The organism is Symbiobacterium sp. (genome assembly GCF_040797425.1).
Lineage (GTDB): Bacteria > Bacillota > Sulfobacillia > Symbiobacteriales > Symbiobacteriaceae > Symbiobacterium.
Window position 1 is genome coordinate 1 of sequence record NZ_JBFNEH010000071.1, and the last position, 12,725, is coordinate 12,725.

10 protein-coding genes are annotated in these 12,725 nt (G+C 69.7%); 4 read left to right on the forward strand and 6 right to left on the reverse strand.

Annotated features, from left to right (window positions below; genetic code table 11):
• Positions 1–51 precede the first annotated feature (51 nt).
• The 5 genes from carB to AB2385_RS15525 all read right to left on the reverse strand — a co-directional run bounded on the left by carB (position 52) and on the right by AB2385_RS15525 (position 7,867).
• Positions 52–3,306: a carbamoyl-phosphate synthase large subunit gene (gene carB, locus AB2385_RS15505; RefSeq protein ID WP_367655920.1), complete on the reverse strand. Its 3,255-nt coding sequence runs from the start codon at positions 3,304–3,306 to the stop codon at positions 52–54.
• A 47-nt stretch (positions 3,307–3,353) separates the two neighbouring features.
• The gene (locus AB2385_RS15510) at positions 3,354–4,463 is read right to left on the reverse strand and encodes a carbamoyl phosphate synthase small subunit (RefSeq protein ID WP_367655921.1); all 1,110 of its coding nucleotides are present in this window, start codon (positions 4,461–4,463) and stop codon (positions 3,354–3,356) included.
• 205 nt (positions 4,464–4,668) lie between these two features.
• The gene (locus AB2385_RS15515) at positions 4,669–5,232 is read right to left on the reverse strand and encodes a hypothetical protein (RefSeq protein ID WP_367655922.1); all 564 of its coding nucleotides are present in this window, start codon (positions 5,230–5,232) and stop codon (positions 4,669–4,671) included.
• Between the two features lie 253 nt (positions 5,233–5,485).
• Positions 5,486–6,967, reverse strand: coding sequence for an S-layer homology domain-containing protein (locus AB2385_RS15520; RefSeq protein WP_367655923.1), 1,482 nt, complete (start codon positions 6,965–6,967; stop codon positions 5,486–5,488).
• A gap of 99 nt (positions 6,968–7,066) precedes the next feature.
• Complete coding sequence (locus AB2385_RS15525; protein ID WP_367655924.1) at positions 7,067–7,867, reverse strand: SDR family oxidoreductase; 801 nt, start codon at positions 7,865–7,867, stop codon at positions 7,067–7,069.
• Positions 7,868–8,000: 133 nt separating this feature from the next.
• Between AB2385_RS15525 and AB2385_RS15530 the strand changes: the two genes are divergently transcribed.
• From AB2385_RS15530 to truD, 3 genes are all read left to right on the forward strand, one after another.
• Entirely contained in the window at positions 8,001–8,402 is a 402-nt protein-coding gene (locus AB2385_RS15530; RefSeq protein WP_367655925.1) for a hypothetical protein, read from the forward strand.
• Between the two features lie 146 nt (positions 8,403–8,548).
• The gene (locus AB2385_RS15535) at positions 8,549–9,559 is read left to right on the forward strand and encodes an NAD(P)/FAD-dependent oxidoreductase (RefSeq protein WP_367655926.1); all 1,011 of its coding nucleotides are present in this window, start codon (positions 8,549–8,551) and stop codon (positions 9,557–9,559) included.
• Between the two features lie 144 nt (positions 9,560–9,703).
• Positions 9,704–10,858: a tRNA pseudouridine(13) synthase TruD gene (gene truD / locus AB2385_RS15540; RefSeq protein WP_367655927.1), complete on the forward strand. Its 1,155-nt coding sequence runs from the start codon at positions 9,704–9,706 to the stop codon at positions 10,856–10,858.
• Here the strand turns inward: truD and AB2385_RS15545 are convergent.
• The gene (locus AB2385_RS15545) at positions 10,839–12,110 is read right to left on the reverse strand and encodes an NAD(P)/FAD-dependent oxidoreductase (RefSeq protein ID WP_367655928.1); all 1,272 of its coding nucleotides are present in this window, start codon (positions 12,108–12,110) and stop codon (positions 10,839–10,841) included. The genes truD and AB2385_RS15545 overlap by 20 nt on opposite strands.
• A 177-nt stretch (positions 12,111–12,287) precedes the next feature.
• Here AB2385_RS15545 and AB2385_RS15550 point away from each other — a divergent pair, with 177 nt between their 5' ends.
• A complete protein-coding gene (locus AB2385_RS15550; protein ID WP_367655929.1) occupies positions 12,288–12,566 on the forward strand; it encodes a hypothetical protein in 279 nt (92 codons plus the stop codon).
• Positions 12,567–12,725: the final 159 nt, after the last annotated feature.

Sequence of the window (12,725 nt, forward strand, 5' to 3'; positions counted from 1 at the left end):
TTCAATGGGTTTCCATTGCACGAAGTCCGGGTTATTCACGCGAAACTTGAGCTAGAACCAATCCTGCACTGCCGAGATGCCGACCTCCTCCCCTTCCCGGAGCGAGGAGAGCACGGTCAGCACCGCCAGGGCGGTGTCCAGCGAGGTCAGCGTCGGCACGCCGTGCTCCACCGCCGTGCGCCGGATGATGAAGCCGTCCCGGTGGGCGTCCCGCCCGCGGGTGAGGGTGTTGATCACCAGGTCGATCTGCCCCGCCCGGATCATGTCGGGGATGACGGTCGAACCCTCAGACACCTTCGCCACCCGCTCCACCGGGATCGCACAGGCCTCTAGGGCGCGGGCGGTGCCGGTGGTAGCGACGATGCGGTAGCCCAGGTCGCTGAACTGCCGGGCGAGCCCCATCGCCTCGGCCTTGTCACGGTCCGCCACCGTGAAGAGCACCGTCCCCCGGTGCGGAACCTTCACCCCCGAGGCCAGGAGCGCCTTGTAGAGCGCCCGGGGCAGGTCGGAATCGACACCGAGCACCTCCCCGGTGGACTTCATCTCGGGCGAGAGCCCCGTGTCCACGGACGTGAGCTTCTGCCACGAGAAGACCGGCGCCTTCACCGCCACCCGCTCCTTCGGCTCGGGCCAGAGCCAGCCCGTGCCCTCCGGCGTCCTGCAGGAGAGCGCCGCCCCGGCCCGGGCCGGTCCGTACCCGAGTTCCCCCAGGCGGTGCCCGGCGATTACCTGGGTGGCCACTTTCGCCAGTTCCAGCCCCGTCACCTTGGTAAGGAAGGGCACGGTGCGGCTGGACCGGGGGTTCACCTCGATCACGTAGATCTCGCCGTTGTGGATTACGAACTGGATGTTCACGAGCCCCTTCACCTGCAGGGCCAGGGCCAGCCGGGTCGTGTGGGCCACGATTTGCTCCCGCTGCCGCTGGGTGAGGGTGACCGTGGGGTAGACGGCGATGGAGTCGCCGGAGTGGACCCCCGCCCGCTCCAGGTGCTCCATGATGCCGGCGATGATCACCTGCTCGCCGTCGGCCACGCAGTCCACCTCCACCTCCTTGCCCAGGAAGTAGCGGTCGACCAGCACCGGCCGGTCGGACGAGACCGCGATGGCGTCCTGCATGTAAGCCCGGAGTTCGGCCTCGTCGTGCACGATCTCCATCGCCCGGCCGCCCAGCACGAAAGAGGGGCGCACCAGCACCGGATAGCCGATGCGTTCGGCCACGGCCACCGCTTCCGCCACCGTGGTCGCCGTGCCGCCAGGGGGCCGGGGGATACCCAGGTCGCTCAGCAGCTGGTCGAACCGCCGCCTGTCCTCGGCCCGGTCCATCTGGTCGATGTCCGTGCCCAGCACCCGCACGCCGGCCCGGCTGAGCGGCCCCGCCAGGTTGATGGCCGTCTGCCCGCCGAACTGGCAGATGACCCCTTCAATCTCCCCCTCCTGCTCCACCACGTTGAGCACATCCTCCAGCGTGAGCGGCTCGAAGTAGAGCCGGTCGGACGTGTCAAAGTCAGTGGAGACGGTCTCGGGATTGTTGTTGATGATGATGGACTGGATCCGTTCCGCCTTCAGTTGCCAGGCAGCGTGCACCGCCGAGTAGTCGAACTCGATGCCCTGGCCGATGCGGATCGGCCCCGAGCCCAGCACCACCGCCTTGCGCCCCGGCGCGGAGACCGCCTCGTTCTCCTGGTCGTAACAGCTGTAATAGTAGGGCGTGGCGGCCGCGTACTCCCCGGCACACGTGTCCACCATCTTGAACACCGGCCGCACGCCCATCTCCAGGCGCAGCCGCCGCACCTCGAGGGGGTCGAGCCCCGCGAGGCGGCCGATGGCGGCGTCGGAGAAGCCGAGCTGTTTCGCCCGGCGCATCCGCTCGGGCGTGAGCGGCGCCGCGGCCAGCTCCCGCTCCATCGCCACAATCTCCTCGATCGCCCCGAGGAAAAACGGGTCGATGGCCGAGAGGGCGTGGATCTGCGCCACCGTCATCCCCCGCCGGAGGGCCTCCGCCACCACCCAGAGCCGCTCGTCGTTGGGCGTGGCCAGCTTCTCCCGCAGGGCTTCCTCGTCCAACGCCCGGACCGCGGGGTGGTCGAGGCTGTCCCGCCCGGTCTCCAGCGACCGCACTGCCTTCAGCAGGGCGCCGGGGAAGGTGCGGTCGATGGCCATCACCTCGCCGGTGGCCTTCATCTGTGTGCCCAGCGTGCGGTCTGCGGTGGTGAACTTGTCGAAGGGGAACCGGGGGATCTTGATCACGCAGTAGTCCACGGCCGGCTCGAAAGCGGCGTAGGTGCTGCCCGTCACCGGGTTCCGGATCTCGTCCAGCCGCAGCCCCACGGCCACCTTCGCCGCCACCTTGGCGATGGGGTAGCCCGTGGCCTTGGAGGCAAGCGCCGAGGACCGGCTGACCCGGGGGTTCACCTCGATCACCATGTACTCCAGGGCGTGGGGGTTCAGGGCGAACTGGATGTTGCAGCCCCCCTCGATCCCCAGGGCCCCGATGATCTTCAGGGCGGCCGAGCGGAGCATCTGGTGCTCCCGGTCCGTGAGCGTCTGCGACGGAGCGACCACGATCGAGTCGCCGGTGTGCACCCCCACCGGGTCGATGTTCTCCATGGTGCAGATGGTGATGGCGTTGCCGGCCCCGTCGCGCATCACCTCGTACTCGATCTCCTTCCACCCGAGCAGCGACCGCTCGACGAGGCACTGGGTCACCGGCGAGAGCTTGAGCCCCCGGGTGACGATCTCCCGCATCTCCTCCCGGTTGTGGGCGATGCCGCCCCCGGTGCCGCCCAGCGTGTAGGCCGGCCGGATGATCAGCGGGTAGCCCACCTCCTCGCCGAAGGCCAGGGCCTCCTCGGGGGTGGTGACGATGGCCGAGTCAGGCACGGGCTCGCCGATCTCCTTCATCAGGGCCCGGAACTCCGCCCGGTCCTCCGCCCGGCGGATCGCCGCCAGCGAGGTGCCCAGCAGCTTCACCCCGTACCGCTCGAGGACCCCCGCCTCCGCCAGCTGGGTGGCCATGTTGAGGCCCACCTGGCCGCCGAGGGTGGCCAGCAGCCCCTGGGGCCGCTCACGTGCGATCACCCGCTCGACGAATTCCGGGGTGATGGGCTCGATGTAGACCCGGTCGGCCACGTGCCGGTCGGTCATGATGGTGGCCGGGTTGGAGTTGATGAGCACGACCGTGAGCCCCTCCTCCCGGAGGGCCTGGCAGGCCTGGGTACCGGCGTAGTCGAACTCCGCGGCCTGCCCGATCACGATCGGCCCCGATCCGATGACGAGAACCTTTTGTACGTCCTGGCGCCTGGGCATAGCCAAATCCTCCTCGAGATGGGGCCTCGCCGGACCCCTTCATCTCCTTACGCAGAGCGGGTGGAGACCGCCGCCCGGGCCATCAGGGCCAGGAAGCGGTCAAACAGGTAGCGGTTCTCCTGCGGCCCGGGACAGGCCTCGGGGTGGAACTGCACGGTGAAGAGCGGCAGGCGCCGGTGCGCCAGCCCCTCGACGGTGCCGTCGTGGAGCGAGACGTGGGTCACGGCCACCTCGGGCGGCAGGCTCTCCGCCGCCACGGCATAGCCGTGATTCTGGCTGGTGATGTGGATCCGCCCCGTGTCCAGTTCCTTCACGGGGTGGTTGGCACCCCGGTGGCCGTAGGGAAGCTTGTAGATGCTGGCCCCCAGGGCCAGGGCGGCGATCTGGTGCCCGAGGCAGATGCCGAAGAGGGGCAGGCGGCCGTGTGCGAGCAGGCCGCGCACCATCTCCACCGCCTCCGGCACGTCGGTGGGGGCGCCGGGGCCGTTGGTGAGCACCACCCCGTCGGGCCGCAGGGCCAGGATCTCCTCGGCGGTGGCCCAGGCGGGCACCACCGTCACGTCGCAGCCGCGGGCCGTCAGCTCGCGCAGGATGTTCTCCTTGGCGCCGAAGTCCACGGCGACCACCCGCGGGCCGTGGCCGGGGACGCGGTAGGCCGAGGCCGTGGAGACCCGGCGCACGGCGCCGTCCAGGCGGAACGACCGGGCCATCTCCAGCCAGGCGGCCACCTGCTCCGGGCCGGCCACCTCGCCCTCCTTCAGCGTGGCGATGACCCCGCGCATGGTGCCGTGGCTGCGCAGGTGGCGCGTGAGCGCCCGGGTGTCGAGGCCCGCCAGCACCGGCACGCGATGGCCCGCCAGATAGTCAGAAAGGCTCCCGACGGCCTGCCAGTGGCTCGGCCGGTCGCAGAGCTCCTTCACAACAAGACCCCTGATCCACGGCCGCCGGGACTCGCCGTCTCCGGCAGTGACGCCGTAGTTGCCGATCAGGGGGTAGGTCATCACGACAATCTGGCCGTAATAGGACGGATCGGTCACGACCTCCTGGTACCCGGTCATGCCCGTGTTGAACACCACCTCACCGGCCCGCACGGCCGGCGCGCCGAAGCCTTCGCCCGCGAAGAGCGTCCCGTCCTCCAACACCAGAAAGCCTTTCATATAACGGCACCCTCCTCGAGATGCGGGCGTCACGGCACCCGCTTAATCCCCGGTTGGGAGACCTTTTGCTCACTTCGGCATTGTACTCTCCCGCCCCATGGGGATCAAGCGGCCCCGCTGTCGCATAATTATAATGGCTAAACGCATGTTCATGCAATAACCCACATGAGAAGAGCCCGGGAAATCGTCCCGGGCTTTTCTCCTTTCATCCGACCTGCACCGCCTCCCCACCCGGCGGCAGCTCGCCGGCATCGCTGGTCCGGTCCATCTGGCCGGGCCGTTCCCACCGCTGCGGGGGCTGCTCGGGCCTGCCGCCGATCACCGCCCGCTCGATGGGCCACCCCTCGACGGTGCCGGAGGGCTGCCATTCCACGCCGTTGAGTACTGCCTGAGCCGGCTGCTCCATCTGCTGGTAGAAGCGGTCCAGCTGGGGCAGGGTGCGGCTCATCAGCTGCACACCCTCCATCTGCCGGACCTCCTCATTCGCGAGGAAACGCTGGAGCGCCTGCTGTGCGCCCTCGTAGCTCTGCTGGATCAGGCGAACCTGGTCGATGATCCCCCCGACCACCTCCGGCGTGGCGCGGCCGGAGAGGGCGTAACGCAGCAGGCCGCCGAGCGCCGTGGTGCCGTAGAGACCCGCGAGCATGTTCTGGCTCAGCTCCTGAAATCCGGGCGCCGACGCCGCCTGACGGGCGGCGAGCCAGTGGGTGGCGTAGGCCGACTGGATCTCGGGCTGGGCCGCCTGGAGCAGACCTTGCATGCGGGACATGGAACCGGCCACCTGGGCGGAAAGCCGCATCGGGCTTCCCATGGGCATGGGCATCATCACGCCGGGCGACACCTCCGCGAAACTGGGAAAATCGGTCCGTCAACATCTTATGTCACCGGCTGCCCGGTGCTCTCTGCCCAGGTGACTGGCACCCGCCGTGCGCTGTCGCTCATCGGTTCCCGCCCCAGGCCGGCCGTCGGCCTTCTGGACCGGCACCTGGGGCCCGCCGGGCCCTCTTCGGCCGCCCCGTCACTCACTCCGACACCCGCCAGAACTGGCCCGCCCGGTCCAGCAGCAGCGCACCGCCGTCCGGCGCGGGCAGCACCCGGGCCGCCGCCCCCACCGCCGCCGGCGCCACGAGCCGCGCCGCCGCACCCGTCTCGAGGTCAAACCGGATCAGGGCCGGTTCCGGCGCGGCCACGTAGATGAGCCGGCTGGCACCCCGGTCGCTCAGCAGGGCCGCCTGCAAGCCCTCTCCGGCGACCACCGTCGCCCGCTGCACGATGCTGCCGGAGCGGACGCGCACCGCCTCGACCCCCCCGCCGGCCTGCGCCGCCCGCAGGAGCAGCCACACCGAGCCGTCGGGGGCGGGGGCCACGTGCCGGACCCGGGTGAGGACGCCCGGCGCCAGGAAGAAGCTGGCCACGCGGCCCTGGTCGACCCGGTAGAGGCGCGACGGGCCGGCGGCCCAGAGAACCCCGCTCTCATCCAGGCCGGCGGAGGTGACCTGCTCGGCCAGGGCGAAGCGCTGCGTCCCGCCGGCCCCCGCCAGGGCGAGCTGATTTCCCTGGCTGAACCAGAGCCGCCCGTCGTCCTGCAGGGCCAGGGTGACGATGGGCGTCGCACCCGCCGCCACCTCGTGCACCCGGCCACCGGAGAGACGGTAGAGCCGGCAGGCGCCCTGCGTGTCGACCACGTTCAGCCACGCCGCGCGGCCGGGAGCGGGAACCAGCGCGTAGGCCGTCACCTCATCGTGCAGCACGTAGGTGTGCGACCCATCCCAGAAGGAGGGCTTCGAGGGCGCGGTGCGGACGGTGGTCCAGGTGGGTTCGCCAGGTGCGGGGTGGCGCCGCGCCTCCGGCGCGGCGGGCACGGCCGACGGGGCGAGGTTCATCAGCAGCTGCTCCCGGATGCGCTGCACCATCACCAGCGCCTCGGCCCGCGTGGCGGTGCGCTCCAGGCCCAGCGAGCCATCATCGTAGCCCTTCAGCACGCCGCCGGCTGCGGCCTCCGCGGCCCAGTCCAGGAGCCACGCGGGGTAGCTGTCGGCGTCGGTCGCCGTAATGCGGTTCTGCCCGACCAGGCTCTCGCGTCCCAGGGCCCGCACGGCGGCCAGCACGATCTCACGGCGCCGGATGCTGCCGCCGGAGTCGATCCAGCCCTGGTATTCGGCAGGCACAAGCAGCCCGCCGGCCACCGCCGCCTGGGCGTAGCCCTGCTCCACCCACCAGTTGCGGGGTGCGTAGGCCGCGACCAGGTCCGGCCGGGGCCGCAGCCCCAGCGCGCCCGTGAGCAGGGTGAAGAACTCGGCCCGGCTGATCAGCAGGTCCGGGCGGAAGCTTCCGTCGGGCAGACCGTGCACGTACCCCTCCGCCGCCCCGGCGGCAATCTCGGCTTGGGCCCAGTGCCCCTCCAGGTCCCAGAACGGCGCGGCCTGCGCAAAAGGCGGCGCGGCCACCTCCAGCAGGGCGAGGAGGGACAGCGCCGTCGTCACTCGGTAGAAACGCTTCATCATCGTACAGACCTCCCCGTACAGAGACGGGAGGTCTGCGGCTTGTGTTTGCGCAATCGCTCAATTAACAGAATGTGGCAGAGGGCCGGGCGGTGCCCGGCATCAGACGACAACCCCACCGTTGGGCGAGATCACTTGTCCCGTGATGAAGCCCGCCTGCGGGCCGGCCAGGTAGCGGACCAGGCTCGCCACCTCCTCCGGCGTGCCCAGTCTCCGCACCGGCACCCGCGCCAGCCAGTCGGCCAGGTCGTCGCCCTGCAGGAACTGGTTCATCTCGGTGTCGATCGCCCCGGGGGCCACGGCGTTGACGGTGATGCCGAACGGTCCCACCTCCTGCGCCAGGGCCCGGGTAAAGCCGTTCTGTCCGGCCTTCACCGCCGAGTAGGCCACCTCACCCGCCGCCCCGGTGATGCCCCAGATCGACGAGATCGTGATCACCCGGCCGTAGCGGCGGGCCATCATGTGGGGCAGCGCGGCGCGGGTGCACGCGTACATGCCCGTCAGGTGCACGGCCACCAGATCATCCCACTCGTCCAGGGAGGTGTCCACCAGCAACTTCTCCAGCGCCGTGCCGGCGTTGTTCACCAATACGTCAATCTGCCCGAACCGCCGCACGGTGGCCGCGACGGCCGCCTCGCAGGCGGCGGCGTCCCGCACGTCGACCTGGATCGCCTCCGCCTCGCCGCCCGCCCGGCAGATCTGCTCCACCACGGCCTCCGCCTTCTCCCGCTGCCGCAGGTAGCCCACCATCACCCGCGCACCGCCTGCCGCCAGGGCGAGGGCGATGGCCCTGCCGATCCCCCGCGAGGCGCCGGTGACCAGGGCCGCCTGCCCGGCCAGCTCACACGGGGCGTCGGGCACCAGGCCCGTCCGCGCCAGGGCTTCCATGCCGCTCGGCTCCATGTCGGTCGCCTTCCTTCCTGCCATGATCTGGACTGCCGGTGTACCGCATAGGGTTTCCACGCGGTGCGGGGCACCCCCTGCAGGAACCGGCCCGGCCAGGGACGAACCGGAAGGCAGAGAGGAGTGTGAACACGTGCGCTTCCGCCCTGACCAGCGCCCCTCCAAGTGGGGGGCCACGGCGGCCGTGGTCGACCACCAGCGCGCCGAGGCGGTGGTCGAGTACCTCGCCGCCCTCGAGGGAACGCCCTTCGACGCCGTCACCCGGCTGTCCGACCTGACCGAGATCAAGGGTTACCGCTACGTCTTGCTTCAGGTGAGCCTCGACTTCAGCCACCCCCGCTTCCCGGCGATCGCCCCGGTGCTCGACGAAATCGGCGGCAGCGAGTTCCAGCTCATCGTGGTGGAGACCCCCGAGGGCGCCGTCTACCTCATCGTGGACAAGCACAACCTGCCCGACGAGGAAATGCGCCCGGACCACCCGCTCCTGCGCCGCCTGGCGGACTGGCTGGGTTCGGCCCTGAGAAAGCCTGACTAGGACGAATTGTGGGCAGATGCAATCTCTGCATCTGCCCATAGTTCGTACACCTATGTTATACTCATTTGGGAGTAGACACAAAGGATATCGGTATGGAAGGATCTAAGTGGTTCCCTAGATAGGCAGATAGGGGGATGGGAGCGGTCATGGCGGATACGAAGGAGTTGTACGACATCACCCTGATTGGAGCAGGCCCGGTCGGACTCTTCGGCGTGTTCTACGCGGGCATGCGCGGCATGAAGACGAAGGTCATCGAGGCCCTGCCCGAGGTGGGGGGACAGCTCACCGCCCTGTATCCGGAGAAGGACATCTTCGACGTGGCGGGCTTCCCGCGTATCAGCGCGAAGCAGCTGGTGGAGCAGTGCAAGGAGCAGGCGGACCGGGCGAACCCAGGCGCCACCTACGTGTTCAACCAGCGGGTCGAGCACCTGAACAGGCTGGAGGACGGCACCTTCGAGCTGGTCACCCACACCGGAGAGCGGCACTACTCCAAGGCCGTGCTCATCACGGCCGGCATCGGGGCCTTCGAACCCAACCGCATCCCCAACGAGTCGGCGCGCCAGTATGAGGGCAAGGGCGTCTTCTACAGCGTCAGCAACCTGCCCCAGTTTGAGGGCAAGCGGGTACTGGTGATCGGGGGCGGCGACTCCGCGGTGGACTACGCGCTGATGACCGAGCCGATCGCGCAGGATGTCACGCTGATCCACCGGCGCGACGGCTTCCGGGCCCACGAGGAGTCGCTGAAGAAGCTGGCCGAGTCCCGGGTGCACGTGAAGGTCTTCTACGAGCTGCGCCGGGTGGAGGGTGACGGCAACTGGGTGAAGCGGGCCACCATCTTCGACAACCGGACGGGCGAGGAGACCACGCTGGACGTGGACTACGTCATCCTCGGCACCGGCTTCAAGGCCTCGCTGGGCAACATGCTGGAGTGGGGCCTGGAGATTGAGAACAAGAAGCAGATCGTGATCAACTCCAAGGGCGAGACCAATATCCCGGGCGTCTACGCCGCCGGTGACATCGCCTGGTATCCGGGCAAGATCCGCCTGATCGCGACCGGCTTCGGCGAGGTGGCCACGGCGGTGAACAACGCCAAGGCCTACGTCCACCCGGGGTCGGCTGCCTTCCCCGGGCACAGCTCGGAGCAGACGAAGAAGTGACCGTGAGAACGCCCCCGGCTCGGCCGGGGGTTTTGTTTTCCCCTTGAACGGGCGGCGGCCGATGCACAATGCTATCGTTGGAACGGATGCCGCGCAGCACCGGCCGCCGAGCCGGCCGTCCCAGGAAAGGATGATTACCCCGCCATGCGCCTGAAAGCGACCCCCGAAGACTTCGTGGTGCGAGAAGCCGTCGACCTGCGCATCCGGCAGAAGCCGGCCCGGTACCGGGTCTACCTGCTCGAGAAGAAGGGCTGGAATACCGCCGACGTGGTCTCCGCGATCGCCCGCGCCCGGGGCATCCCCCAGTCCCTCATCCGCTACGGGGGGAAGAAGGACCGGCACGGCCATACCTTCCAGTACATCACCATCGAGCACCCGGCCGACCACTCCCTGGCCACCCCGGCGTATCGCTTGAAGGCCGTCGGCTACGCCACCGAGCCCATGGGGCCGGCCCGGATTCTCGCCAACCACTTCGAGGTGACCGTGCGGGAGCTGAACCCCGAGGCGGCCGAGCGCCTCGTTACGGGGGCCGCGCGGGTGGCGGCCGAGGGGTTCCCCAACTACTTCGACGACCAGCGCTTCGGCAGCTACGACCCCGAACGGGGCTTCATCGTGGAACACATGCTGCAGGGCCGGTGGGAGGCGGCCCTGGCCATCGCCCTGACACACGTCTACCCCGGCGAGAAAAAGGCGGCAAAGGCGCGCAAGCGGCAGCTCAGGGAGGCGTGGGGCGACTGGCCGGCGTGCCGCGCCTTGGCCAGGACCGCCTTCGAGCAGCGCTGCTTCGACCTGCTCTCCCGGCACCCCGACCGCTTCCGGGAGGCGCTGGCCACCGCCCGGCGCGAGGAGGTCGAGATGTGGCTCTCGGCCTACCAGTCCTTCCTCTGGAACGAGGTGCTGGCGCGGCTGGTCGCCCGGAGCGCGGCCGGGCAGGCGGAAACCGCCCTGGTGGCCGGCACCGCCAACGTCTACCGCTTCGGGCCCCCCTCGCCCTCCCTGCGGGAGATGGTGATCCCGCTGCCCGGGAAGGGGATGCGGTTCCCGGCGCCCGAGGCGGGGCTGGTGCTGGAGGAGGTGCTGCGGGAGCGGCGCCTGCGGCCGGCGCAGCTGCAGTCGGAGCTGCTGCCGGGTTACATGATGAAAGGGTCGCCCCGGGAGGCGTGGGTAACGCCCCGGGCGCTGCACACCGAAGGCCCGTTGCCAGACGACCGCTACCCCGGCCACCTGCGGCTGCTCCTCCGCTTCATGCTGCCACGGGGCGCCTACGCGACCATGCTCCTCAAGGCCGCTGCTCTCTGAGCCGGACGGCGGTACGGGTGCGCGCCGTCAGCTGGCGGCCACGCAGGTACTTCACCGGGGCCGCCACCAGCTTCTGGAGCAGCGGCATCACGCCGCTCCCCATCTCCCAGGCGTGGTAGCCCTCCACGAGGTGCTTGATGAACATCGCGGGAAGCCCGGCCAGGCTTTCGTCTCCCATCATGCCCACTCCCTGGTAGCGGCCCAGCGAGGCGAACTGGCCGCGCATGCGGAACCGGAACGGCTGCTCCTCCTGTCCCCTGACGCGGCGCAGGATGTTGGCCGCGGCGGCGCGTCCCATCTGGACCGCGGCCTGCCCGGTGGGCGGAATCTCCCGCCCCGTGGCCGGGTCGGTAAAGGCGGCCGAGTCCCCGATGATGTAGACGCGGTCGTCGCTGACCGACCGGAGGTAGGCGTCGACCTTGCCGCGCCCGCGCGTCCCCAGGGCCAGGCCGGAGGGGGTCAGCACGGAGTGCCCCCGCACCCCGCCGGCCCAGATCAGGAGGTCGTAGGCGATCTGGTCACCCTTCTCCAGGTGTACGGTGGCCTCGTCCACGGCGATGATCGGGTTGCCGGTGATGATGCGGATCCCCTTCTGCTCCAGCACCTGCCGCGACAGCCCGACGAGTTCGTCGGGGAAGCCGGCCATGATCTCCGGCATCGCCTCGAGCAGCGTGAGCCGCAGGCGCCCGGGGTACTCGTCGGCCAGCTCCGCCACCAGCTCGACGCCGGTGAGGCCGCCGCCCACCACCATCACGTGCGCCGGGTGAACCCCGCCGGGCGGAATGGCGCTCGCCGTGCGGTCGCCGCGGGCCGCCAGGTCGGCCACCCGCTCCCGCACTTCCCGGGCCGCCTGCGGGGTGCCCACCGTCAGGGCGTGCTCGCCCACGCCGGGAATGCCGAAGTACTCCGGCTCGCTGCCCAGCGCAAAGACGAGCAGGTCATACCCCAGCCGGCCGTGAACCTTCAGCTCCACCTGCTGGTCGGCCGGGTGGATGGCGGTCACGTAGTCCTGGATGAAGCGGCCGGGCGACGCCACCAGGCGCTTGAGCGGAATGCGCACCGCATCGGCATCCTCGCCGGCGGCGTACATGTGCAGTTCGGTGGTGAACCAGTGGTAGCGGTCGCGACTCACCAGCACGAGGTCGTGACCGCGGGGCAGGTGATCCTGCAGTTCCAGGAAACAGGTGAGCCCGGCGTACCCCGCGCCCAACACCACGATGCGATACGACGTGGTCTCTGACAGATCCGGCACGATTCGCACCCCTCCCGCGCAGTCGCTGACCTTAGTCTTGCCCGCAGGGCGGCGCAGCCGAATGGCGCAATCCCCCTGCGCTGCCAGCAAACCGTCCGCGTAGGGGCGGGCGGAGCCGCTCACAATAGGATCGGTCCCGGTTGAGACTCCTAACAACGCACTAGGGGGAGTTTCAAAATGGCTAAGGATGTGCAGCTGTCGGGCAACAACATCAAGGGTGTGAGCGGCGCCCAGCACGGCGCTCAGCAGAACGCTGGCGCCATGCAGCGTGCGGCCAGCAAGGCGGGCCAGTATAAGTTCGAGTTCGGTTCCTTCGGCTCGACGTCTGGCACCAACGGCTCGACCGCCGGCGTGAAGCTGTCCGGGAACAACATCACCGGGGTCAGCGGTGCCCAGCATGGCGCCCAGCGGAATGCTGAATCCATGCAGCGGGCAGCGCAGAAATCCGGCCAGTAACGGGATCCGCGCGAGGCACCGGTTGCCGTGGCAACCGGTGCTTCTGCGCGCTTGCGCGCGGTTGACGGGTCGTGTTATAAGTGAATGAGCGCTCGTTTTATAAGTGAGGGGGGGGGGGGGGCCCCCCCCCCCCCCCCACCCCCCCCCCCCACTGCGGCG